General features: G+C 65.7%; 21 protein-coding genes. 6 read left to right on the top strand and 15 right to left on the bottom strand.

The features are described 5' to 3' along the window. Positions 1 to 22 precede the first annotated feature (22 nt). The 9 genes from E3T31_RS07105 to E3T31_RS07065 form a co-directional block, all read right to left on the bottom strand. Positions 23 to 985 (bottom strand): LacI family DNA-binding transcriptional regulator, encoded by a 963-nt coding sequence (locus E3T31_RS07105; RefSeq protein WP_134468131.1) that lies wholly within the window; start codon positions 983 to 985, stop codon positions 23 to 25. A gap of 86 nt (positions 986 to 1,071) precedes the next feature. Then, a complete protein-coding gene (locus E3T31_RS07100) occupies positions 1,072 to 2,025 on the bottom strand; it encodes a phosphotriesterase (RefSeq protein WP_134468130.1) in 954 nt (317 codons plus the stop codon). Beyond that, positions 2,022 to 2,936, bottom strand: a complete 915-nt coding sequence (locus E3T31_RS07095; protein ID WP_134468129.1) for a shikimate dehydrogenase — start codon at positions 2,934 to 2,936, stop codon at positions 2,022 to 2,024. Before E3T31_RS07095 ends, E3T31_RS07100 begins: the two co-directional genes overlap by 4 nt. Beyond that, positions 2,933 to 3,586 (bottom strand): bifunctional 4-hydroxy-2-oxoglutarate aldolase/2-dehydro-3-deoxy-phosphogluconate aldolase, encoded by a 654-nt coding sequence (locus tag E3T31_RS07090; protein ID WP_134468128.1) that lies wholly within the window; start codon positions 3,584 to 3,586, stop codon positions 2,933 to 2,935. The genes E3T31_RS07095 and E3T31_RS07090 overlap by 4 nt, the downstream gene beginning before the upstream one ends. Before the next feature lie 2 nt (positions 3,587 to 3,588). Continuing rightward, positions 3,589 to 4,545 (bottom strand): NAD(P)-dependent oxidoreductase, encoded by a 957-nt coding sequence (locus tag E3T31_RS07085; RefSeq protein WP_134468127.1) that lies wholly within the window; start codon positions 4,543 to 4,545, stop codon positions 3,589 to 3,591. After that, positions 4,545 to 6,044, bottom strand: coding sequence for a xylulokinase (gene xylB / locus E3T31_RS07080; RefSeq protein ID WP_134468126.1), 1,500 nt, complete (start codon positions 6,042 to 6,044; stop codon positions 4,545 to 4,547). The genes E3T31_RS07085 and xylB overlap by 1 nt, the downstream gene beginning before the upstream one ends. Next, positions 6,041 to 6,628, bottom strand: coding sequence for a glucose-6-phosphate isomerase family protein (locus tag E3T31_RS07075; RefSeq protein WP_241977723.1), 588 nt, complete (start codon positions 6,626 to 6,628; stop codon positions 6,041 to 6,043). The genes xylB and E3T31_RS07075 overlap by 4 nt, the downstream gene beginning before the upstream one ends. A 72-nt stretch (positions 6,629 to 6,700) precedes the next feature. Beyond that, positions 6,701 to 7,573, bottom strand: a complete 873-nt coding sequence (locus E3T31_RS07070) for a GntR family transcriptional regulator (protein ID WP_134468125.1) — start codon at positions 7,571 to 7,573, stop codon at positions 6,701 to 6,703. Positions 7,574 to 7,577: 4 nt separating this feature from the next. After that, positions 7,578 to 8,549 (bottom strand): ribokinase, encoded by a 972-nt coding sequence (locus tag E3T31_RS07065; protein WP_134468124.1) that lies wholly within the window; start codon positions 8,547 to 8,549, stop codon positions 7,578 to 7,580. Between the two features lie 131 nt (positions 8,550 to 8,680). On the opposite strand from E3T31_RS07065, the gene E3T31_RS07060 reads away from it, so the two are divergent. Beyond that, positions 8,681 to 9,346 (top strand): transaldolase family protein, encoded by a 666-nt coding sequence (locus tag E3T31_RS07060; RefSeq protein WP_134468123.1) that lies wholly within the window; start codon positions 8,681 to 8,683, stop codon positions 9,344 to 9,346. 6 nt (positions 9,347 to 9,352) lie between these two features. Here E3T31_RS07060 and E3T31_RS07055 read toward each other — a convergent pair whose 3' ends face one another. The 3 genes from E3T31_RS07055 to E3T31_RS07045 form a co-directional block, all read right to left on the bottom strand. Continuing rightward, positions 9,353 to 10,033, bottom strand: coding sequence for a FadR/GntR family transcriptional regulator (locus E3T31_RS07055; protein ID WP_134468122.1), 681 nt, complete (start codon positions 10,031 to 10,033; stop codon positions 9,353 to 9,355). A 69-nt stretch (positions 10,034 to 10,102) separates the two neighbouring features. Next, positions 10,103 to 11,083, bottom strand: a complete 981-nt coding sequence (locus E3T31_RS07050; protein ID WP_134468121.1) for a Gfo/Idh/MocA family protein — start codon at positions 11,081 to 11,083, stop codon at positions 10,103 to 10,105. A 220-nt stretch (positions 11,084 to 11,303) separates the two neighbouring features. Next, complete coding sequence (locus tag E3T31_RS07045) at positions 11,304 to 12,614, bottom strand: MFS transporter (protein WP_134468120.1); 1,311 nt, start codon at positions 12,612 to 12,614, stop codon at positions 11,304 to 11,306. Between the two features lie 205 nt (positions 12,615 to 12,819). On the opposite strand from E3T31_RS07045, the gene dnaK reads away from it, so the two are divergent. The 5 genes from dnaK to E3T31_RS07020 all read left to right on the top strand — a co-directional run bounded on the left by dnaK (position 12,820) and on the right by E3T31_RS07020 (position 17,997). Beyond that, positions 12,820 to 14,694 carry a molecular chaperone DnaK gene (dnaK, locus tag E3T31_RS07040; RefSeq protein ID WP_092447963.1) on the top strand — a complete coding sequence of 625 codons (1,875 nt, stop codon included), beginning with the start codon at positions 12,820 to 12,822 and terminating at the stop codon, positions 14,692 to 14,694. A 9-nt stretch (positions 14,695 to 14,703) separates the two neighbouring features. Continuing rightward, positions 14,704 to 15,342, top strand: a complete 639-nt coding sequence (locus E3T31_RS07035) for a nucleotide exchange factor GrpE (RefSeq protein WP_134468119.1) — start codon at positions 14,704 to 14,706, stop codon at positions 15,340 to 15,342. Then, positions 15,335 to 16,336: a DnaJ C-terminal domain-containing protein gene (locus E3T31_RS07030; protein WP_134468118.1), complete on the top strand. Its 1,002-nt coding sequence runs from the start codon at positions 15,335 to 15,337 to the stop codon at positions 16,334 to 16,336. Before E3T31_RS07035 ends, E3T31_RS07030 begins: the two co-directional genes overlap by 8 nt. 2 nt (positions 16,337 to 16,338) lie before the next feature. Beyond that, the gene (locus E3T31_RS07025; RefSeq protein WP_134468117.1) at positions 16,339 to 16,755 is read left to right on the top strand and encodes a heat shock protein transcriptional repressor HspR; all 417 of its coding nucleotides are present in this window, start codon (positions 16,339 to 16,341) and stop codon (positions 16,753 to 16,755) included. A 75-nt stretch (positions 16,756 to 16,830) separates the two neighbouring features. Beyond that, the gene (locus E3T31_RS07020; RefSeq protein WP_134468116.1) at positions 16,831 to 17,997 is read left to right on the top strand and encodes a class I SAM-dependent methyltransferase; all 1,167 of its coding nucleotides are present in this window, start codon (positions 16,831 to 16,833) and stop codon (positions 17,995 to 17,997) included. Positions 17,998 to 18,110: 113 nt separating this feature from the next. Here E3T31_RS07020 and E3T31_RS07015 read toward each other — a convergent pair whose 3' ends face one another. The 3 genes from E3T31_RS07015 to E3T31_RS07005 all read right to left on the bottom strand — a co-directional run bounded on the left by E3T31_RS07015 (position 18,111) and on the right by E3T31_RS07005 (position 23,633). Beyond that, positions 18,111 to 18,704 carry a histidine phosphatase family protein gene (locus E3T31_RS07015; RefSeq protein WP_134468115.1) on the bottom strand — a complete coding sequence of 198 codons (594 nt, stop codon included), beginning with the start codon at positions 18,702 to 18,704 and terminating at the stop codon, positions 18,111 to 18,113. Next, positions 18,701 to 20,023 carry a glycosyltransferase 87 family protein gene (locus E3T31_RS07010; RefSeq protein ID WP_134468114.1) on the bottom strand — a complete coding sequence of 441 codons (1,323 nt, stop codon included), beginning with the start codon at positions 20,021 to 20,023 and terminating at the stop codon, positions 18,701 to 18,703. The genes E3T31_RS07015 and E3T31_RS07010 overlap by 4 nt, the downstream gene beginning before the upstream one ends. Before the next feature lie 169 nt (positions 20,024 to 20,192). Next, a complete protein-coding gene (locus E3T31_RS07005; RefSeq protein WP_134468113.1) occupies positions 20,193 to 23,633 on the bottom strand; it encodes a DEAD/DEAH box helicase in 3,441 nt (1,146 codons plus the stop codon). Positions 23,634 to 23,635: the final 2 nt, after the last annotated feature.

Below are 23,635 nucleotides of genomic sequence, written 5' to 3'. Positions count from 1 at the left end.
CGGACCCGACTCAGCGGCCTGATCAGGCGAGATTGCTGAGTGTGATTGTGCGGCGCGGTTGATCGTCGCCGCGAAGGCGCTCGATTAGCAGCCGAGCCGCGGCTTCGCCGAGCAGGCGTGCCGGCAGGGGGATCACGGTCACGCCACGGGGCGAGAGCGTCGCGAACGGCAGGTCGCCAAAACTGGCGATACCGACCAGTGGGGTCATGAGATCCCGCTCGATGAGCGCTCGAAGGGCGCCGACCGCCATGAGATTGTTGGCGACGAAGACGGCGTCGGGTGGTTCCGGCAGATCCAGCAACTCCAACATTGCCGCGTAGCCGCCGTCCACGCGAAAATCGGCGTGCCGCAGATACCGGTCAACGTCGTTGGGCGCCGCGGTGTGGGCAACGACGACCTCTCGCCACCCGTCGGCGCGGGCCTCGGCGGTTCCACCGCCATGGGGCCCTGTGATGCAGCCGATCCGCCGAAAGCCCTGGTCCAGCAGGGCCCGAGCTGCGTCGCGTCCGCCGGCGACGTTGTCAACGGTCACGGTATCCAGGCCGGGCAGGCTGCGGTCGACGGCCACGACCGGGCGTTTGCGCCGGGTGAGGTTGGTCAGATCCACATGATCAGTTGCGGCGGCGAGAATGATGCCCGCCATGTTTTCTGAGACGACGACATCGAGATAACGCGCTTCCTTGACGGCGTCCTCATCGGTGTTGCAGAGCACGACCGAGTAGCCGGATTGCTGAGCCACATCTTCCACGCCGCGTGCCAACGCCGTGAAGAACGGGTTTTCGATGTCGGGAATGATCAGCGCGATCACCTCGGACGACTGCATGCGCAGCGTCCGGGCGGTGCGGTTCGGAACGAACGACAGCCGCTCGGCGGCAGCGCGGACGCGCTCGCTGCGTTCGGCCGACACCGTGATTCCGTTGAAGACGCGGGACACTGTGGCCGGCGAGACTCCGGCGAGTGTGGCGACGTCGTAAATCGTGGCCATGGGGGTCCTTTCATGTGAGCGGATCAACCTTACTGAACGGTTCAGTGCCTGCCTCGTGCGAGCAAGAGACGCGGCACTTGCTCAGCTCACACCGGTGTCCAGGTGAGAAATTGTGCGGCGTTGCTGCGGAGTATCCGCTCGACCTGTTCGTCCCCGATCCGGGCGCGCAGCGCGGGAAGGTAGCGGTTTCCCAGATACGCCAGGCCCGGCATTCCGCCGTAGGAGACGTAGCGGCTCCGGCGGGCCACGTCGCCGCCGATCAGCAGCCGGTCCCCTCCTCCGCCCGCCACGACGACCTCGGTGAGGGTCAGTAGTTCGGCATCACTGTGCGTGCGCGGCCGGGCGATGCCGTCATAGCCGAGCCAGGCCCCCCGGGCCACGAGGTCCAGGTGCAGGGCCGGGTTCGGGTCGCGATCAGCGTGAGCGAGCACAACTCGTTGCGGTGGCACGCCGAAACCCTCCAGCAGATCGAGCACTTCGTGGGCCGCCGTGCAGTATTCCAGGTGCACCATGATCGGTGCCCCGGATGCTCGGTGAGCGATGGCGACGGCCTCAAGCGTGTCCCGTTCGAACGGCGAGATCGACCAGTAATCGATACCGGCCTTCAGCAGGCCGGCGCGCACGGGATCGCCGGTCGGGGTGAGGGCCCGTCTCGGGTGACGGTCGCGTGTCGGCATGCCGACCTGCAGGTCGGTCAGGAACAGGGCGGCGCGACTTCGGGCATCCAACTGACGAAGCCAGTGGCCGGTCGCGTAATGGGCATCGCGGTGGGCGCCGGTCGCGGCAATCACGGTGAGCCCGGAGGAGGAGCTGATTCGGGCCACCGCTTCAGGGTCCCGGCCGAGCCCGACGGGGGTCGCGTCGACCATGGCATCAAACCCGCTCGCCCGCAACAGCCGGGCTTCGCTTCCGGATGCCGCCTCGTCGTTCAACTCCTCCCCGACCAGAAGGGGACTGACCTGAAAGAGGTGCTCGTGATAGTTGACCCGGCCGAGTGCGGCCGGATCGACATCGCCGAGAACGCTGCGAATGAGGTTCATCGTGCTGCCAGCGCGGCCGCAGACAGATCACTTATTCGGTCGTCGGTGAGCTCGATATTGAACACCTCGGCGATGACCTGCGACCAGCCGTGGATGAAGTATCGCCAGCCGTCAACGACGGTAAGTTGCGCGGCATCCGCTTGCTCACGCGCTTGCACCAGAAACTCCAAGGTGCCGCGGTAATTGAACTCCCACACATATGCGGCCTCGGGAAACCGCGTGCCGCCCGGAACAGGGCTGCCCGGGCGGTCCTTCCCGAGCCCGCTGGCATTGACTATGAGGCTGTGCGCGGGGGCGTCGGTAAGCACGTTCCTCGTGGTTTCGGGGCTTTCGACCAGAATAAAACGGATCAGCTCGGCGGGAATCCCTCGGCGGAGGTGCACCGCGCGCAAATGGTCAAGTCGACGCCGATCCGTATCGGTGACAACGATCAGCTCCGGCCGGTCGGCGCGCCCGGCCAGGTACCAGGAGAGGGCGCCGCCGGCGCCGCCGGCACCCAGACACACCACGTGCCCGCCCGTGCGGGTGAAGTGATCGTCGGGGAGGAATTCCCGCGCGGCCAGCCCCGCCGTCAGGGGGTCCTTGGCGTGGCCGATGAGTCGACCATTCCTCTTGGAAATGCTCGACAGCTCACCTCCGAGGGTGCTGAACTCGTCGAGCTCGTCGAACAGGTCGTGGGTTGCCGCAAACAGACCCATCTTGTGGGTGGTCACCAGGGCGCCCAAATGGTTCGGATCGTCCCTGATCTGCTCTACGAGGTGAACGTATTGCTGAGGCGTAGCATCGATCGCCAGGTCGTGACCGATCAGGGTGCGCGTCGGCAGACCGAGAATATCGGCCCACGCCGGAAAGATCTTCATGATCGATGACTTTTCGGTGCTCACCCCGATGAACCCCAGGTAGCCGCTCATGCCCGTGCCTTTGCCGAGTCCAGGCGGGCGCTGGCCGACATGAATTGTGCGGCCAAGCGTTCGATATTGTCGTAGCGTCCGGCCACGAGATCGGCGGCAGAGACCAAATCGCTGCCGGCTCCGACTGCGATCGCTCCGGCATCGAACCAGGCGCCGATGTTGCCCGGAGTGACACCGCCCGTCGGCATGAACGGCACGGCGGGGAATGGCCCGCGAAGTGACCGGAGAAAGGCCGGGCCGCCGAGTGAAGCAGGAAATATCTTCACCACGTCGGTTCCGTATTCCATGGCGGCCATGATCTCACTCGGCGTGAGCGCACCGGTCATCACGAGCAACCCGGTAGCCTTCATGGCCGCGGTGAGCTCTGGCCGGGTACCGGGGCTGACCAGAAAGGCTGCGCCGGCATCCGCTGCTCGGAGCGCGTCTTCGGCGGTCGTGACCGTACCCGCGCCCAGGTAGACGGCGTCGCCGTACCGGGCGGACAGCTCTCTGATGACTGCGGGCGCGTCGGGGGTGGAGTAGGTGATCTCCAGCCCGGTGACCCCGCCGGCGACGAGTGCATCCGCTGCCCGCAGGGCTCCCTCGGCAGAGGGGGCGCGCAGAACGGCCAGTACACGGATGCTGAGCAGTCGGCTCAAAGAATTCTGCATGATCACGCTTTCGTGGAGACGGGATTGGCGGGGGAATCGCCGGCGAGAACGGAGAGCAGGTTGCTCACGGCCATCGAACTCATACTGTCGACGGCCTGGGTAGTCTGGGCGCCGAAATGCGGCGTGACGATCACCCGGTCCTGCAGGTCGGCCGCCAATAGGGGGGAAACCAGCCCCCGGGTATCTCCCACGAGCGTGTCGGCGGCGAACCCGGCGATTCGCTTCAAACGAAGTGCCTGCGCGAGGGCCGGCTCATCGACGAGTTCCGGACGCGCCGTGTTGACGACGATGAGCCCCGGCCGGGCGCGGGCAAGCCAGGCGTCGGTGACGATGCACGTGCCGCCGGGGCTGTGCAGGGTGACCAGATCGCATTCCGCGGCCATGGCGGAGACTCCGATCGGCGTCGCGCCACGATCGATGATGGCTTCATCGCTCAGCCATGGATCGTGCGCGACGATGCGCGAGCCGAAACCACGGAGGCGACGGGCGACACCCTTCCCGATCCGGCCGAATCCGACGATGCCAATGGTCAGGGCGCCGAGCTCTCGCCCGCGGAGCACAGTCCAGTCGTTGGCTCGAACGCGGCGGTCTCCCGCCGTCGTGCCGCGCAAGATCGCGAGCATGAGGCCGACGGCATGGTCGGCGACCGCGTCACTGTTGGCGCCGGGCGTATTGGTGACGACGATTCCACGTTCTTCTGCCGCGGCAACGTCGACGGATTCGATGCCCACCCCGTAACGGGCGATCACGCGCAGATGTGGCGCCGCGTCGAGATGTTCCCGGGTGACCACCCCGGTTCCGGCGATCCACCCGACGGCGTTCTGCAGGAGGCCCCGCAGAACGACGAGATCATGGCTGGCCGGGCCGATGACGACCGTGTGGCCGGCGTCCGATAGACGGCCGGCTTCGTCGATGCTGCCCGACGAAAAGGACCGGCTGGTGACCAGAACGGTGCCCATCAGCGTCCCGCCCGGGTGGCGAACCAGGGCTGGAGAGACTCATAGCCCTCGACGAAAACGGCATGGCGGTCGAGATAGTCGGCGTGACGATCACGGTCAGGTGAGAATTCCGCGGACACTTCCGAGAGGCCGCGCGCCGCGCCGAAGTCATCGACAAGTCCGAGCCCGACCGCCGCCGTGACCGCGGCGCCGAGGCTGTTTGCCTCTTCGACGATGGTGCGACGTCGCACGGGGATGCCCCAGACGTCCGCGAGGACCTGAAGCCAGACGTCGCTGGCGGCCCCGCCGCCGATCGCATCGACGCGCTCGATGGCGGAACCCGAGTCCCGGAAGGCCTGCAGGCAGGTGAACAAGTTGAAGGCGACGCCCTCGAGAACGGCCCGCGTCATTTCGGCGCGTCCGTGATGACGGTTGATTCCGATGAAGGATCCGGCAGCGTCCGGATTCCAGTAGGGCGAGCGCTCGCCGAGCAGGTAGGGCAAAAAGTAGAGCCCGCTCGACGAAGCGGATGCCGTCGATGCCGCCGAGACGAGGGTCGCGAGATCTTGACTGGAGGGCTCGGGGTGGAGGAGTTCCGACACCCAGGCCAGGGCGCCGCCGCCGGACTGCATTGTCGCCGTGGGCACGTACCGGCCCGGAACCACATGGTCGAAGGTCATGTTTCGCTGCAGCGGGTCGTGCACGGGCGTGGCGCTCGCGAACGAAATCCAGGACGAGGTGCCCAGGCACACGTAGGCACCGTCTTCCGGCGCGACAATGCCGGCGCCGACCGCCGCGATCGGGCCGTCGCCGCCGCCCAGCACAACACGAGTCGTGGGAGCCAATCCGGTCTCGCTCGCCGCCTCGGGGGTCAAGGTACCGACGACGGCGGTGGCGTCGAGGATGTCGGGGAAAAGACGCCGGTCAAGCCCCGCGGCCTCCAGCATCTCCTCCGACCACTCGCCACGATTCTGGTCATAGGCGTTGGTGGCTGATGCATCGGACCGGTCGGTGACCAGACGCCCGGTGAGGTGGTGCACGACGAAATCTTTGGCGAGACAGAAATGGCGAACCCGAGAAAAAGTATCGGGCTCGTTGTCGCGCACCCACATGATTTTTTCCAGGGAGTACGTGGGATTGAGGCGATGCCCGAGCAGGGCGTACGCGCGCTCCTGACCGATGACGCGCTCCAGATGCTCCGTTTGGGCCGTGCTGCGGGTGTCGGCCCAAATGAGCGCCGCACGCACGGGCTGATACGCGGCATCCAGCAGTACGGCACTCATCATCTGGCCGCTCACCACCAGGCCGGTCACCTGTGCCGGGTCAGTGCCAGACCGGGCCAGGAGCCCGCGAGTGGCTTCCACCACGGCCCTCCACCAGTCCTCGGGGTTCTGCTCGGCGACTCCGTTGTCGGCAAAGCGGGCGCTGTAGTTCACGGTGACCGAGGTCACCAGGTGCCCGTCGGCGAGGTGCAACGACGCCTTGTTCCCGGTGGTGCCGAGGTCGTGGGAGATGATCACGGCCGGGCGCCCGTGAAGTAGTCCAAAAAGACAACGCCGTCGTTCTCCGTGCATACACGCTGGCCGAGCCCGTGCTCAAGGACCCAGCCATAGTCATGACCCGCACCGCCGGGATAGGCGGCGAGGAACGAATATTCTTCGGTGCCGACATTGACGCTGCGATGAGCCCAGCCCGGCGGAATGTAGCCGATGGTGCCCGGGGTCATGTCCACCCACCTCGTGCTGGTCCCGTCGAACATGAGCAGGCCGCCGTGACCTGAAATGCCGAGGTAGATCTCACCCTGATGGTTGGGATGCTGGTGGCCCTTGGTCATCCAAAATTCACCGCCGGTCACACCCGGCTGGATGGTCGTGATCGACTGCGGGAGTTCGCGGTCGATTTCGGGGACGGGGCTCGACACGACGGAGTAGACGATCGGATCGCCGTGGTCGAGAGCCGTTCTCCAGGCTTCCTGGTCGAGGAACAGCCCTTCGAGGTCGGACATGCGCCGGGTGAGAGTCGGACCCGCAGGGGTGAGAGTGCCGGCAGCCTGGTCGAAACGGATGCTCATGGGCGGAACGGGCAGTTCGGAGTAATCAGACACGTCGTCTCCTGGCTCAGCGGCAGCGGCGGTGCTGCCGGTTTAGCGTAACCTGTAATTACACGTCACGTGTAATTACAGGTTGTATTCCTTCGTTGAAGGAGCGGCGTCCTGGGCCAGGATCCCGGTATGGCGCAGTGCAGCCGTGCTCTGAGTGGCCGAGGACGCGCTCAATTGAAACTCGAATCGACTGCGATCACCGCGGTGATAGGCAATGAAATACTCCATTGGCTGTTCATTTTCGTCGTAACTGATGCTGCGCAGAACAAGCAAAGCCTTGCCGATTCCGACCTTCAACAGTGCTGCCTGCGCGCGATCAGCGGATGCTGCTTCAGCGGACCGAACACCGCGCACCGCGCGCATTCCGTGGGTGGCCAGCAGGGCATAGAGCGATTGATCCCGAAGATCTTCATGCACGACCAGCGAGCCGATGTCGTGCGGTAGGTATGTCGTCGTCCAGGACCACGGTTCTTCGTCGACGAACCGCAGTCGTTCGATCACGACGACCGGCGACTGGGGCGGCACTCCGAGAGAATCGGCAACGTCGTCGTCTGCCGCGATGATCTCTTGCCGGCGCACCTCACTGCGAACGTGTCCCCCGCGGGCGGCGACTTCTTCGTACAACCCGGTCAGCGTGTGCACCAGGCTTTCCGGAACCTTCTGGCGAGCGACGAAGGTGCCTTTGCCCTTGACTCGCTCGATCACCCCCTGGTATTCCAGTTGGGCTAGCGCCTGCCGCACGACCGTGCGGGAAACCTTGAATTGCTCGCATAACCGGTGCTCGCCCGGCAAAATATCTCCTGCTTTCAGCCCTTGGTACGCGATGTCGTCGATGATTCGTCTTTTGAGCTGGTGGTACATGGGAGTTGCAGCTAGTCGATCGATACCGGGGGGAGTGTGGGGCTCGGCGTCAGCCGGGTGCGGATTGGCGTGCGCCTTGTCGTTCATCGGGTCACGCTTCCATGACGCGAACAGCGGTGCGCTCGCGGAGCAATGTCTCGACGTCAACGCAAAGCGGGAGACTTGGCGAGGCGCCACGCTTGGTTACGGTGAGTGCGCCTGCTGCCATGGCGCGGCCGATGGCGGCTGGTAGATCGTGGCCGAGTGCGAGAGCCGCGCCGAGGTAGCCGGCGAAGGCATCCCCGGCAGCCGTCGTATCGACCGGCTCGACGGGAATCGCGTCGAAACGTTTGACCTCGGTGGCGGACACCAGCAGTGCGCCGGATCCTGCCATGGTGATCAGTGCGTACCGAACGCCCCGGTCGGTGAACCAGCGTCCGGCGACGGCGGCGGTATCAGCGTCGGTCACATTGATGCCGGTCAGCAGTCGGGCCTCGGTTTCGTTGGGGGTGACGATGTCGATCAGCGGCCAGATCGCTCCGTCAAGCTCGGCTGCGGGAGCCGGGTCGAGGATGACGGTGAGTCCGGCCGCGTGCCCTTTTCGGATTGCATATTGAGTGAGCGCCCACGGAATTTCGAGCTGGGTCAGCAGGACCGTGGATGATCCGGCCCGGGCACTGAACGCGGCATCGATCTGGGCTTCACTGAGGGAGGCGTTCGCGAGAGGCACCATGACAATGTCATTCTCTCCGGAATCATCGACCCGGATATGGGCGATTCCGCTGGGGCCTGCCACGCGGCGAACGTGGTCGGTGTTCACCCCGGCGTTCTGGAGGCCTTCGGTCAGCAGCGGCGAGAACAGATCGGTGCCCACGCACGAGACCATGTACGCCGAACTTCCCGCGAGAGCAGCGGCGATGGCCTGATTGGCGCCCTTCCCGCCGAGCACGAGCGTGAAATCATCCCCCAGAATGGTCTCGCCCCGAGCGGGAAGTCGGTGGGAAAAGGTCGTGAGGTCGGCCGTGATGCTCCCCACGATCAGGACTCCACCGTTCTGAGATGCCGACGACTCTGTCTGGCTCATTGCTTCCTTTCGCACCGCTGGCGCGGCTCTCACGTGTAATTACATTACCGGACAGGTCAGGACAGATCCTGCTGATTCGTTGCTAATGTCGAGTATCGGCCAGAGCCGGCGGATCGAAAGGAAGCTCCCGAATGAGCCGAGAACGTCGCTTTTATGTTGACAGCGCACGCGTCGATGAGGTTAGCGAGGTGCTTCGCGATGGACTCGTGCATGGCGTGACCACGAACCCCACGATTCTCGAGCGAGCTCACCGCTCTGTTGCGGATGCCCCGGAACTCTATGCGCGCTGGGTCTCCGAGGGTGCGCACGAAGTGTTCTTCCAAGCCTGGGGGGAGAGCCGTGGGCAACTCTTGCACGCTGCCGAGGGAATCCTCGCGCTCGGACCGAAGGCCGTCGTCAAAGTCCCCGCCACGCGCGATGGCTTCGTTGCCGCCGCCGAGCTCAGCCGATCCGGTGCGACGGTCCTCCTGACGGCGGTGTATTCACCGGCCCAGGCGCTCATGGCCGCAACGTTAGGCGTGCGCTATATCGCGCCCTACCTCGGACGCATGCAGGATAGCGGCCTTGACGGCATCGCCGAAATTGCGGAGATGACGGCCCTGGTGGCCGGGTCGGGCACCGATGTGCTGGCAGCGAGCCTGCGCACGCCGGATGCCATCGTGGCGCTCGCGGTGGTGGGGGTGCCGTATTTCACGGCGGCCCCGGCGGTCATCCTGGCGGTGTTGCATCACGACGTGAGCGAACGTTCGAGCATGGAGTTCGAGGCGGCCGTCGCGCGCGGTTTGCAGCGCGCGTAGTTCGCGTCAGGCGGCGGTCACCGCGTCGCGCAGCCACTGTTCGATGCCCGAAATGTGAACGGTGGTCAGGGCGTGCGCCAGGTCGGCGTCGTGGCGTTCCAGAGCGTCCGCGATCGCCTTGTGCTCGGCCAGCGTGCGCTCGACGGAGTGTTCCTGAGTGAGACCGCGCCAGATTCTGGCTCGAATCGTGTGGCTTGACAGCGAGTCGATCAGGCTTGCCAGGTATGCATTTCCGGCCGCCGCCGCTATGGCGCCGTGAAAGTGGATGTCCGCCGCCACGAGACCCTCAACATCGGTCGATTCGTTCACCAGTTCCAGGAGCGCACGCAGTTCGGCCAACTCTTGGGCGCTCATTCGCACGGCGGCGAGTGCCGCTGCGGCCGGCTCCAGGATGCGGCGCACCGCGAAAAGCTCCAGGACGGATGAGTCCGTGTGCAGATCGGTGATGAATGTCATCGCCTCCAGAAGGAGGCGTGGCTCGAGGCTCGTGACGTAGGTGCCGTCGCCTCGCCGCACGTCAAGCACTCGGATCACCTCAAGCGCCTTGACGGCTTCCCGCAGGGAACTCCGCGAGAGCCCCAGCCGCTCGCTCAGCTCCTTCTCCGGGGGAAGCTTGTCACGGGGTTTGATTTCACCCGACAAGATCATGTCCTTGATCTTGAGAATCGCTTCATCGGTCACAGCCATGAAAAGATCCTACCTTTGGGAGAAGTTCCCGTTGGAGTGAGAAACTGAGCGCGGAGCTGCCGGGCTTTCCTAGATGAAGCTTCGATCGAGTCCGGCCGCGGTGTAGATGGCATCGATGGCGATCATATTGTTCAGCGAGTCAGCGCCCTCCGTGGGCAGCGCTGTGTGATTCATTAGGGCCACGATGATCGCGTCGAGTTGGTGATCGTAGGTGGTGCGGCCGCGCACGGTGCTCACCCGCGTTACCCCGTCGATGGTTTCGCTGATGCTGTGGCCCGCGGAGGGAAAGACGAGATTGTTCACGTGCAGGGTGCCGAGGGTGCCCACGATGTCGAGCGTCGATATCTCGGTCGGGCCGGCGTTCATGCTCGCTGTGACTCGCGCGGTTGTCCCCGACGGGAAATGTAGCTCCGTGTCGATACTGATGTCAGCGCCGAGCGGATTCGTTACGGCCACGGCGCTGACGACGGCGGGCTCCTCATTCATCAGTGCGCGCACCCAGTGCAGCGGATAGCAGCCGAGGTCCATCAGCGCCCCACCGCCGAGTTTCGGATCGTGACGGATGCCGCTCGGTTCGAAAGCATTGCTGACGGAGAAATCTGCCCGCAGCGAGACGATTTCGCCCAATCGCTTCGAGGCGATCAGGGCATCGATTTCGAGGCTGAGCGGGTGGTAGCGGTCGTGGAAGGCCTCGATGAGTCGCTGGCCGGTGGTTTCGGCTGCCTGGAGCATCCTCTGGGCCTCGAGCGCGTTCATGGCGAACGGCTTCTCGCACAAGACGTCTTTTCCGGCTTCGAGGGCTGCGATCGACCATTCGGCGTGTTCGGACGGGGGCAGGGAGTTGTAGACCAGGTCGATGTCGGGGTCGGCCAGCAACGCGCGGTAGTCGTCGTAGGAACGTTCTATGCCGTGAGTTGCTGCGTAGGCGGCGGCGGCTGATGCACGGCGCGAGGCGACGGCGACTATGGCGACGTCTTCTCGGCGCGCAGCCGGGTGGATGACAGCTGCGGGGGCGATTCCTGACGCACCCAGAATGCCGATACGGAGCACAATGTCTTCTTTCCGAAAGCTGTCGTTGAGCGCTGAGCCATGCGCCGGCGGCGATGCCGGGATTGTGACGTGCGAGAAGCAAAAGCCCTGATGAATTGCTGAACCGCACACTCACGGCAATGCTAGCAAGGAGCCTCAACGCCTGACGCGCGCGCCGGCATCCGCTCACCGCGCCCGTTACCGGTCATCGCACCAGCCAGAACTGGCGCGGAGCCCCGCGCTAGGCGATCTGCTGCTGGGATGCCTTGACCGGCAGGAGGAGGAGCAGGCCGAGCAGCAGCACGAGCATGATGCCGAGGATTCCCCAGTAGGTGGCGCCGAAGATCGACACGAAGACGGCGAAGGCGGTGGGTGCCAGAAAGCTCACGGCGCGGCCGGTCGTGGCGTAGAGCCCGAACACCTCGCCCTCGCGTCCGGCCGGAATGAGCCGGGCGAGAAAGGTGCGGCTGGCAGATTGGGCCGGCCCGACGAACAGACACAGGGCGAGGCCTGCGGTCCAGAACACGATCTGGCCGCCGTCGTGCAGCAGGAAGACCAGCATGCCGCTCACGAGCAGGCCCACCAGGGCCGTCACAATCACCGGCTTCGCCCCCAGGCGGTCGTCGAGCACCCCGACCGCCATGGTGGCGATGCCGGCCACCACGTTGGCGGCGATGGCGAAAATGATGACGTCGCCCGGTGAGAAGCCGAAAACGGATGCCGCCAGCACGCCGCCGAAGGTGAACACGCCGGCCAGGCCGTCGCGAAAAATAGCGCTCGCCAGCAGAAAGTACACGGTCTGCCGGCTCGTGGTCCAGAGGCGTTTGACGTCGCGGGCGAGCACGACGTAGCTCTGGAGGAAGCCGACCTTGACTCGCCGCTCGGCCGCGGGGGCGCGGTATTCCGGGACCCGGAGCAAGACCGGCAGCGCGAAGAGCCCGAACCAGGCGGCGGCCACCAGCATGGTGACCCGCACGGCCAGGCCGTTCTCGCTCGTCACGCCGAACAATCCCACCTCGGGGGCGATGAACCCGAAGTAGACGATGAGCAGCAGCACGATACCGCCCAGATACCCCATGCCCCAGCCGAAGCCGCTGACCTTGCCGATGGTGCGGGGGGTCGACACCTGGCCGAGCATCGCGTTGTAGTTGACGCTGGCGAACTCGAAGAACACGTTGCCGGCGGCGAGCAGTACGAGCCCGAGCAACAGATAGCTGGGACTGGCCTCAACGAAGAACATCGCCGTGGTGAGGCCGACGACGGCGAAGGTGTTGGCCCCGAGCCAGAATTTGCGCCGGCCCGAGGTGTCGGAGCGCTGCCCCGTGATCGGTGCCAGCACGGCGACGAGGAGTCCGGCGATGGCGAGAGCCCAGCCCAATTGCGCCGAAACGACAGCTTCGTCGCCGAATGCCGAACCGGTGAGATAAACACTGAAGACGAAGGTGGTGACGACCGCGTTGAACGATGCCGAGCCCCAGTCCCAGAATGCCCAGGCGACCACCCGACCGCGCGTTGGAGTGGTTCCCTGGTCTGCGGCGACGGTCTCGGTCATGTGCACAATCTACTGCTCGCTGGTAAACATCAGGCTTTAGCGACTCGGACGGCGCCTGAAATCAAAGTTGAGCCACTCACACTCAACTTTCAGCCGCAGAAATTGACAGGGACGAAACGGCTCTGGAATACTTGAGTCATCGAGGCTCAAGTCTTGAGATTACTTAGCAGTTCGTTTCGCACATGATTGAAGGAGAACAACCCAGATGGCTCGTGCAGTAGGTATTGACCTCGGAACCACAAACTCGGTGGTGTCCGTGCTCGAAGGTGGAGAACCCACCGTCATCGCCAACGCTGAGGGCTTGCGCACCACCCCCTCGGTGGTCGCATTCACCAAGGACGGCGAAGTTCTCGTCGGAGAAACCGCCAAGCGCCAGAACGTCACCAACGTCGACCGCACCATCTCCAGCGTCAAGCGCCACATGGGCACCGACTGGACCGTCGCGATCGACGACAAGAAGTACACCCCGCAGGAGATCAGCGCGCGTATCCTCGCCAAACTCAAGCGTGACGCCGAGCAGTACCTGGGCGAGAAGGTCAGCGACGCCGTCGTGACCGTGCCCGCGTACTTCAACGACGCCGAGCGTCAGGCCACGAAGGAGGCCGGCGAGATTGCCGGACTCAACGTATTGCGCATCATCAACGAGCCGACCGCCGCCGCGCTGGCCTACGGTCTCGACAAGGGCAAGGAAGACGAGCTCATCCTGGTCTTCGACCTCGGAGGCGGAACCTTCGACGTGTCGCTGCTCGAGGTGGGCAAGGACGACGACTTCTCCACCATCCAGGTGCGCTCGACCGCCGGCGACAACCGCCTCGGCGGCGACGACTGGGACCAGCGCATCGTTGATCACCTGATCAAGCGCTTCAAGGAGACCACCGGCGTTGACGTGTCCAAGGACAAGATCGCCAAGCAGCGTCTCAAAGAAGCCGCTGAGCAGGCCAAGAAGGAACTCTCCTCGAGCATGTCGACGAGTATCCAGCTGCCCTACCTGTCGCTGACCGAAAACGGCCCGGCCAACCTCGACGAGACGCTCACCCGCGCCCAGTTCGAGAAGATGACTGAGGACCTGCTCGACCGCACCAAGAAGCCCTTCCAGGACGTCATTCGTGAGGCCGGCGTCAAGGTCGGTGACATCGCCCACGTCGTTCTCGTCGGTGGTTCCACCCGTATGCCCGCCGTCTACGAGCTCGTCAAGAGCGAGACCGGCGGCAAGGACCCGAACAAGGGTGTCAACCCGGACGAGGTCGTCGCCGTCGGCGCCGCGCTGCAGGCCGGCGTGCTGAAGGGCGAGCGGAAGGACGTTCTGCTCATCGACGTCACCCCGCTGAGCCTCGGCATCGAAACCAAGGGCGGCATCATGACGCGCCTGATCGAGCGCAACACGGCCATCCCGACCAAGCGCAGCGAAACCTTCACCACTGCCGACGACAACCAGCCGTCCGTTGCGATCCAGGTCTTCCAGGGCGAGCGTGAGTTCACCCGCGACAACAAGAACCTCGGAACCTTCGAGCTCACCGGCATCGCGCCGGCGCCGCGCGGCATTCCGCAGGTTGAGGTCACCTTCGACATCGACGCCAACGGCATCGTGCACGTGTCCGCCAAGGACAAGGGCACCGGAACCGAGCAGTCGATGACCATCACGGGCGGTTCCTCGCTCGCGAAGGAAGACATCGAGCGCATGGTGCGCGAGGGTGAAGAGCACGCCGCAGAAGACAAGCGTCTGCGCGAAGTCGCCGAGACCCGCAACACGGCCGAGCAGCTCGCCTACTCGATCGAGAAGCTGATCAAGGACAACGTCGACAAGCTCCCCGAGGACGTGAAGAATGAGGTGCAGGCTGATGTCGACGCCCTCAAGTCCGCTCTCGCCGGCGACGACGACGACGCGGTGAAGACCGCGTTTGACAAGCTCAACGAAAGCCAGGGCAAGCTCGGCGAAGCCATCTACAAGTCCAGCCAGGCGGATGCCGCAGCCGGCGCTGATGAGACCAGCACCGACGAGGCTCCTGCCGAAGAGAACAAGGACGAAGACGTTGTCGACGCCGAGGTTGTTGACGACGACGAAGACGAGAAGAAGAAGTAGGCCGCAACCATGGCTGACAAGAAACATCCAGACAACGACGCGTCCGCTGCGGGGGTGCCCGATGACGGCACCGCCGCTGCGGGCGCGGGCGCGGCCGCGGCCGCTGCTGATGCAGCATCCGCTGCTGAACCTGACAGTGCTGTAGCCGACGGTACGGCCGACGGGATCGAAGAAGACGAACTGACCGTTCAGGACATTCTGGACGCGGCGGAACGCGAAGTTGCTGAGCCGACGAGCGAACACCTCGCCGACCTCAAGCGCGTGACGGCCGAGTACGCCAACTATCGTCGGCGCACCGAAGCCAACCGGGCCATCGAGAAAGAGCGCGTGACCGGGGATATCGTCAAGGTGCTGATTCCGGTACTCGACGACATCTACCGTGCTGAGAAGCACGGCGATCTCGTGCCTGACTCGGCCTTCGCCACGATCGCAGCCAAACTGCGTTCGAGCGTTGAACGGCTCGGGCTGACCTCGTTCGGCACGGTCGGCGAACCCTTCGACCCGACCATGCACGAGGCGATCTTCCAGCAGCCGAGTGCCGCCGTCGACACCGAAACCGTGGGCGACGTCGCGGAGACGGGGTACTACCTCGGCTCCACGCTGCTGCGCGCGGCCAAGGTCGTCGTTCAGGTACCGAGCGATGGCTAGCCAGGATTGGTTTGACAAGGACTTCTACAAGGTTCTCGGGGTATCGAAAGATGTCACGCCGGCCGAGTTGAAGAAGGCGTACCGCAAGCTGGCGCGTAAGTACCACCCGGATTCCAACCCGGGGAACCCCGCCGCTGAGGCGAAGTTCAAGGAGCTCAGCGAGGCGCACTCGGTATTGAATGACCCAGCCCAGCGCAAGGAATATGACGCCGTTCGGGCCATGGGCAGCGGGGCGCGGTTCGCCGCGCCCGGCGGCCGGGCCCAGAGCGGCGGGTTCGAGGACGCCTTCGGAGGCATGTTCGGCGGCGGAAGCCGTCAGCAGAGCTACACCTTCGAGCAGGGCGGCTTCGACGATATCCTCGGGGGTATGTTCGGCAGAGGTGGCGGCGGTGGGGGCGGCTTCGGCAACCCCACCGGCGGCTACCGCGGATCGGGCGCGCCTACCCGAGGCCGCGATGTGATCGCGTCGACGACCATCGACTTCATCACGGCTACCCAGGGCGACCAGATCAGTCTGCAGACCCAGGACGGCCGGCCGATCAAGGTCAAGGTGCCAGCCGGCGTCGCCGACGGGCAGAAGATTCGCCTGCGCGGCAAGGGCCAGCCCAGCCCCGACGGCGGAGAGACCGGCGATATCGTGCTGACGATCACCGTGCGCAAGCACCCGGTGTTCGAACGGGATGGTCTCAACCTGCGGGTGACCGTGCCGGTCACCTTCGTCGAGGCGAGCCTCGGTGCGACGATCGAGGTGCCCACCCTCGGTGGCAGCCCGGTCAAACTGCGCGTTGCCCCTGGCACTCCCGGTGGCCGCGTGCTGCGGGTCAAGGGTCGCGGCGTCACCACGGCGAAGGGCACCGGCGACCTGCTTGCTGTTGTGCAGGTCGCTGTTCCCTCGCACCTGTCGAAGGATGCGGAAGAAAAGCTCGCAGCCTTCGCCGAGGCACTGCCCAAGGAAAATCCGCGCGATGAATTGATCGCGCGAGCGAAGGGCTGATCATGGACGAGACCACCCGGGTTTTCGTGATTTCCACGGCAGCAGAGCTTGCGGGAATGCACCCGCAAACCCTGCGCCAATACGATCGCCTGGGCCTGGTCAGCCCGGAACGCACCCCCGGAAAGAGCCGTCGCTACTCCATGCTCGACGTGGCAAAGCTCCGTGAAATTGCGTTCTTGGGCTCAGAAGGTGTGAGTCTGGAAGGCATCCGTCGTATCCTCGAACTCGAGGATCACGTGCGCGGGCTCGAAAACCGTGTGCGCGAGTTGGAATCGACGCTCGCCGACGAACTACTGAACCGTCCGGGCCGCCGCGTTTTCGCGGCTGGCTCGGCCGGCGACGTCATTTCAATGAAGGCGGGCACCCGCACCAGACGCAGCAACCAGATTGTCATCTGGCGGCCGCGAGACCACACGTAGTTCTACAACACCTAGCTCCACGTTTCGCTTTCACAGCACGAACTGGTTGCACCGGCACCACTTTCAGGGGGAACCATGTCCGAATCGGGCACGCACGACCAGTCCGCGCCGCGGAACACCAATGACTTCGACTTCGATCGGCTGCGACGTCGCCCCGACATCGAGGCCGAGAACCTGTTCGCCGTCGACGCCAGCGACCGGCTCATCCTCGACGAGGCCGCCGGTGCGATCGCCGCCTACCGCAGCGGTGGAGTCGTCGTGCTCGAGGACCGCTATGGCGCCCTCACCCTCGGCGCCGCCGCACTGCACGATGCCCGCGGCATTCGCGTCTATCAGGACGCCCTCTCGGGCGAGTACGCGCTTGACAGCAACGCCTCGGGCGTCAATCTGACGGATGCCTACCGCTCCCTTCCGCTCGGCGAGGAGCTGCTGGCCGACGCCCACGTCGTGCTGCTGCAGCTGCCCAAAAGCCTCGACGCCCTCGATGAGATCGCTGGCGCCATCGCCAAGTACGCCGCCCCCGACGTGATCGTCTTCGCCGGCGGCCGCATCAAGCACATGACCGTGAGCATGAACGAGGTGCTGCGCCGTCACTTCGGTGCCCTCAACGTGCGCCCGGCTCGCCAGAAGTCCCGGGTGCTCATCGCCTCCTCGCCGCTCGCCACGTCGACGACCGACTGGCCGCACAGCGAGAAACATGAGGACTTCGACCTCGTGGTGCGCGGCCACGGCGGAGTGTTCGCCGGAACCAGCATCGACATCGGCACCCGGGCGCTGCTCGAGGTACTCGACCGGATGAAGCCCGATGCCGAGCGCGCCATCGACCTCGGCTGCGGCACCGGCGTGCTCGCCGCGGCGCTCGCGGCGCAGCGACCCCTGCTGCGGGTGCTCGCGACGGACCAGTCGGCCGTTGCCGTGGCATCCGCTCGTGCCACCGTCGACGCCAACGCGCTCGCCGAACGGGTCACCGTCGTGCGGGCCGATGGCCTGTCCGGCCAGGCTGATGACTCCGCAGACCTGATTCTGCTCAACCCGCCCTTTCACATCGGCGCATCCGTGCACGCGGGCCTGGCCGAGAAGCTGTTCATTGACGCGGCCCGAGTGCTTGCGCCCGGCGGCGAACTGTGGACGGTCTGGAACACGCACCTCGGCTACCGTCCGATGCTGACCCGCATCGTCGGTTCGACCCGCCAAGTCGGCCGCAACACCAAGTTCACGGTGACGGTGTCGACCGGTCGCTAGCTTTTTCGGGGCGGCTTACGGCGGTCCTATGGCGATCGCGGCAAGCTCGATCAGCGGATGGTGACGACCGGCAGACACTGGTCTGCCGGTCTGTGGTGATACTTCGGGCGCGATCAGGCGCGTACGAGCGGCTCGCCGTTCAGAACGTCGAGCTGCCAAGCGGTCGATCCATCAGCGTGTGTGTGGTGGTGCTGCACGACGTTGAGCGAGGCGTTGGTAATGCTGCCGATGGGTTGGTCGAGCGCGTTTTCGAGGCTCAAACGAATGAGCGTGCCGTGCGCGACCACAATGATGCGCGCTCCGGGGTGCTCGCGGGCGAGGTCGCGCAGGGCGTCGATGCCGCGCGTGGCGACGGCCTGCTCGGTCTCGGCACCGTGGAACCCGCCGGGAAAACGCAGGGCTTCGAGTTCGGCGCCAGCGCTCAAACCCTCGGCCGGCCCGTAGTTGCGCTCGATCAGTGCCGGGAGGCGGCGGGCAGTGTCGAGGCCGAGCCGCTCGCCGATCAGGTCGGCGGTTTCCGCGGCACGGGAGAGCGGGGACGAGACGATGAAATCCCAGTCGTAGCGTTTCAGGGGAGCGACGGCATCCGCTGCCTGACCGCGCCCCACGTCGTTCAGCGGGATATCGGTGGCGCCCTGGATGCGCGCGGCGGCGTTCCAATCGGTCTGGCCGTGGCGGATGAGGGCGAAGGTCGTCGTCGTGGTCACCCGTCTATTCTGCCTTGGCCGACTGGGAGTGCGCGCCGCGCGCCAGCGGCGGCCTCGCTCCGCGGTGCGGTGTGGGCCAACCGTGCGAGCGCGACGATGGACCAGCCGCAGAGTGCGACGAGCAGCCCGTTGCGCGCCGTGAGCAGCAGCAGCGAAAATAGGTTGCCCTCGATCAGGGGCAGGTAGAAGATCGGAAAGATCAACGTCGTCAGGGCTGAAATGGCCAGCATCAGCACGGCGGGCACCCGCCAGGCCGCCCAGCTGCGGCCAACGCCGACCGCGACGATCGGCACCAGCCAGAGCATGTATTGCGGCGACCCGACCTTGTTGAAGACGATGAATGCGCTGACCAGGGCCAGGGAACCGAGCAGCAGCAGCTCGGCGGCATCCGCTTGTCGACGTTGAGCAATGACCATCAGCACGAAGATCGCCGCGATGGCACCGAACATGACCGGGGTCATCAGGGAGGCGACGAGACCGGCCCCGGGGCCGCTCACCTCGCGGGTCGCGATGGCAAAGTTTTCGTAGATGACCGTGTCGTGCTGGCCGAGCGAGGCCAGCCACACCCACGGAGTCGTGACCGGAGCCTCGAGCTGCAGCGCACGGTCGGTCTGTTCGGTGACGAATCCGGTGAGAAACTGCGCAGCGTCGAGCAGCCAAACGGATGCCGCCACCCCCGCCGACAACGCCGCTCCGGTCAGGACCATCGTCAGTTTTCGCGACGATACCGTGACGACCGCGAGGAAAACGGCGGCGGGCCAGACCTTGATCCAGGTGGCGAGGGCCAGCAGGAGCGCGGCGATGACCGGTCGACGCGCGAGCAGCACGAGCCCGACGATGACGAGCGGTGCGGTGACTCCTTCCAGGCGTAACAGCCCGACCGGGCTCAGCAGGAACGAGCACAGCAACCAGTACCAGGCCGGCTTGTAGCCGCTGCGGCGGCGTCCCCAATCGGTCAGGGCTCCGACGGCGACGGCATTGAGCGCTGTCGTCATCAGAAACCAGAGCAATTGGTAGAGCAGCGGCCCGGCGATGCCGGCGAACGCGATCGGCAGCAGTGCCCCGATCGGATACACCCAGGCCACGTCGAGGCCCTGCCAGAAACCGTTGCCTAGGCCGAGTTCGGCCCATCGTCGGTAGAGCGGGAGATCACCGAGCACCCGGCCGGTGAGGATGGTGGGGAGCAGCGCGACGAGAAAGACCGCGTGCAGGCCCAGGAACCCCAGGGCCAGAGTGCGCGGTCGTTGCAGGGTGAGACGGCGGCTCGGGGTGAGCGCCGTGGTGAGGCGGGCGTCGATCCAATCGAAGGTTCTAGACATGTCACCGTTTCTGCAGCGCGGGGTGGGGAGTCGCGGGCAGTCTAGGGGTGGCGAGTGAACTTCTGGTGACGGGTGGTCATTCCCCGGGCCCAGGTTGTGGAAGCGGGCCCATGACCTATCATGGGCCCGCTTTCCGGGCCCGGGCCCCGACCGCAGGGGGTGGAGGGGGTTAGGCCAGGAGCTCTCGGATGTCGGCGGCGGTCAGGGCGGTGCCGGCCGGGGCGCCATCGGTCATGACGCTCTCGAACAGGCGGGCCTTGGTTGCCTTGAGGGCCATGACCTTCTCCTCGATGGTGTCCTTCGACACCAATCGGTAGACCATGACGTTCTTGGTCTGGCCGATGCGGTGTACGCGGTCGACCGCCTGTGCCTCGGTCGCCGGGTTCCACCATGGGTCGAGCAGGATGACGTAGTCGGCCTCGGTGAGGTTGAGGCCGAATCCGCCGGCCTTGAGGCTGATCAGGAAGACCGAACTCGAGCCCTCCTTAAAGTCGCTGATGGCCTTGGCCCGGTTGCGGGTCTTGCCGTCGAGGTAGGAGTAGCTGATGCCGGCCGCATCGAGCCGGTCCCGCGCCTTGCCGAGGTATTGGGTGAACTGGCTGAAGATGAGGGTGCGGTGGCCCTCGGCGACGGTGTCTTCGAGCAGCTCAAGTAGGGCGTCGAGCTTGGTCGAGGGAACGCTGTCGTACTTCTTGTCGTACAGGCTCGCATCGAGGCTGAGCTGGCGCAGCATGGTGAGCGAGCGAAAGATCTCGAACCGGTTCGCGTTCATGTCCTCGATCAGGCCGAGCACCTTCTGGCGTTCCCGGGCCAGGTGCATGTCGTAGACCTTGCGGTGCCGCGGGTGCAGGTCGAGTTCCAGCACCTGCTCCTGCTTCTCGGGCAGGTCGCTCGCCACCTGGGCTTTGGTGCGGCGCAGCATGAAGGGACGGATGCGGCGGCGCAGCTGCGTGAGCCGCTCACCGTCGGCATCCGTTTCAATGGGCTTGCGGTAGTAGTCGGCGAAGCGGCTCGGGCTCGGGAACAGGCCGGGCGCGGTGATGGAGAGCAGCGACCACAGCTCCATCAGGTTGTTTTCCATCGGCGTGCCGGTGATGGCGAGCTTGAACGGGGTGCGCAGCCGGCGGGCGCAGACGTGCGCCTTGCTTTGGTGGTTCTTCACGAACTGGGCCTCGTCGAGCAGCAGTCCGGCCCAGTCCTGGGCGTTGTATTCCTCGAAGTCGAGGCGGAAGAGCGTGTAGGAGGTGATCACGACATCCGCTTCACCCATCACATCCTGCAGGCGGGAGCCGCGCTTTCCGGCGGTCTGGGTGATGGCTGCTGTCGACAGGTCGGGAGCGAACCGGGCGCACTCGGTGGCCCAGTTGGAGACGACGCTCGTGGGCGCGACGACGAGGAACGGCTTGCGCACGGTGCCCGGCTGCGCGCGTTCGCTGTCCCGGGCGTGGGCGATCAGGGCGATCGCCTGCAGGGTCTTGCCGAGCCCCATGTCGTCGGCGAGGACGCCGCCGAGCTGGTGGTCGTAGAGAAAGCTGAGCCAGTCGAACCCGGTCTGCTGGTACGCGCGCAGGGTGGCGTGCACGGCCGGCGGGAGCGGGCGTTCGGCGATCGGCGCGGCGTCCGACAGGCCCTCGACGGCGCTGCGCCAGGTAGCGGCCTGTTCGGCGACCACACCGAGCAGCTGCAGCTCATCCCACAGGTCGGCCTGAAAGCGGCTGAGGCCGAGAGTGCCGGCATTGCTCTCCTGCAGGCCGCGCGCCTCTTCGATCAGGCGGCGCAGCTGCTGTAGCTCGGGCCGGTCGAGGCTGAAATAGGTTCCGCTGTCGAGGATCATCAGGTCCTGATCGGTGGCCAGCGCCCGAAACAGGTCGTCGAAGGGAATGTCTTCGCCCTCGATCGACACGGTGACGGCGAGGTCGAACCAGTCGCGGTTATCGGTGCTCTCGGTGGTGGCGAGGCTGATCACGGGCGCTTCGTCGGCCTCGCGATAGCTCGGCGCGTCGGCGGAGACCTGCACGATGACGCCATCTTCCGCGAGCCGGGGTACGGCTTCACCGAGGAAGGTGATCATGACGGCGCCCTGCAGCTCGGCGTGTTCGAGCAGTAGGGCCGCGCCCAGTGGGTTGGCTGGCTGCCAGAGCTGCTCGAACGAGCTGATGGCGCGTTCGACGTCTCGCAGCGTGTCGCTCTCGCGGGTCGCGTCGCGAAAGCGGGTGTCGTTGGGTGTCGGGCGCAGCGGGTGGCGGTAGAGCACGGGGGCGGGCTCTATTTCGACGGCGTCGGTCGGGGCGGCTGCGGCCTGGTCGGTGGGCGCGACGTAGTGCCACTCCCAGGCCAGGGTGATGCGGGCATCCGTTTGATGGGAGATGGTGAGGTGCAGCTGGGGGCGCGCGGTCCTCGGCAGCTCGAATGACGCGTCATGGCTGGTCAGCACGAGTTTTTGCTGAAGAAAGGGGTAGAAGTCGGTGAGGAAGGCCACCTCGTCGTCGGCCGGAATGTCGAAGCCGCCGGTCACGGCCAAGGCGCGGATCTCGGAGTTCACCGTGGCAGTCAGCGGGGCGAGGATGAGCTGATTGCCGGTCGCGAGCGGGTCGGCCGGGGCGGTCCAAGTGTAGGCACCGTGCGCCGGATCGCCGAGAAAACCGAATTCGGCGCCGCGGTGCAGCTTCTCGTTCAACACGAGCAAGGGGGTCAGCTGCAGGCCGTCATCGTCCCGCCGAATGTCGACCTCGAGCGAGGCGGGCGTGGGGGAGAGGAGGACGGGATTCTGGGCATCCGTTGCGCAGACGAGTGGCAGACCGCTCAGCTGGGCCTCGTGCAGCAGATCCCAGAGGGCCTTGTTCTCGAAGTTGTCGAGGTAGAGCCAGTGGTCGGTGTAGCTGTAATAACGCTGCCCGGTGGCCGAGAGGGCGTAGAGGGCGTTCAGGATTTTTCGGTGGGCGCGGTTGTAGGTGCCGGGCGTCCAGGACAGGTTGTCCCAGGTGAGGGAGCCGCGGATCCACTTGCCCTTCTTGCCCATCACCATGGGGCGTGCGCCGAGGCGGCGAGGCCCGGTGCGGCGGTTCGGGCTGTAGGCGGGATCAAGCAGGTCGAATTGCAGCGCGAGGGCCGTGCTCGTGACCGTCTCGGCGCCGCTCGGCTTCGCGAGCGGGGCCAGGGCGGCGCGCCAGGCCGGGACCGGCGGGCGAATGGGAACGACGGGGGCTGGGGTGGGCGGCTGATACGCGGCCGGCACGAAGGTCGACTCGAAGACGGGGGTGCGGCGGTCGCCGATGGTACGCACGTTGGACGCCGCGCGCTCGGCATTCAGCTCCGCGGGCGTGCTGCGGCTCGCCAGCAGCAGGGCGGCGACGTGCTTGCAGTTGCTGCCCATCGGGCAGGTGCACGTTCCGCTGGCTCGAACGGCCTGGCCGGCCGCATTGAGGGTGAACGAGACCAGCACGGTGTACGGCTGGGGACTGGTGCCGCTCACGCGTCCGGTGAGGTGTGTTCCCGACGGGGCCCAGGACTGTTCGGTGACGTGTCCGTTGCGGGCGTACCGTTCACCGCGCGAGAACGACTGGCTGCCGACGATGCGGGCGATCTCGTGAGTGCTGAGGGAATGGGCCATAG

It is taken from the genome of Cryobacterium sp. TMS1-13-1, from assembly GCF_004403125.1.
In the GTDB taxonomy this organism is placed as follows: domain Bacteria; phylum Actinomycetota; class Actinomycetes; order Actinomycetales; family Microbacteriaceae; genus Cryobacterium; species Cryobacterium levicorallinum.
Note: the sequence above shows the minus strand (reverse complement) of the source record. Positions and strands in the feature narration are given on the sequence as shown.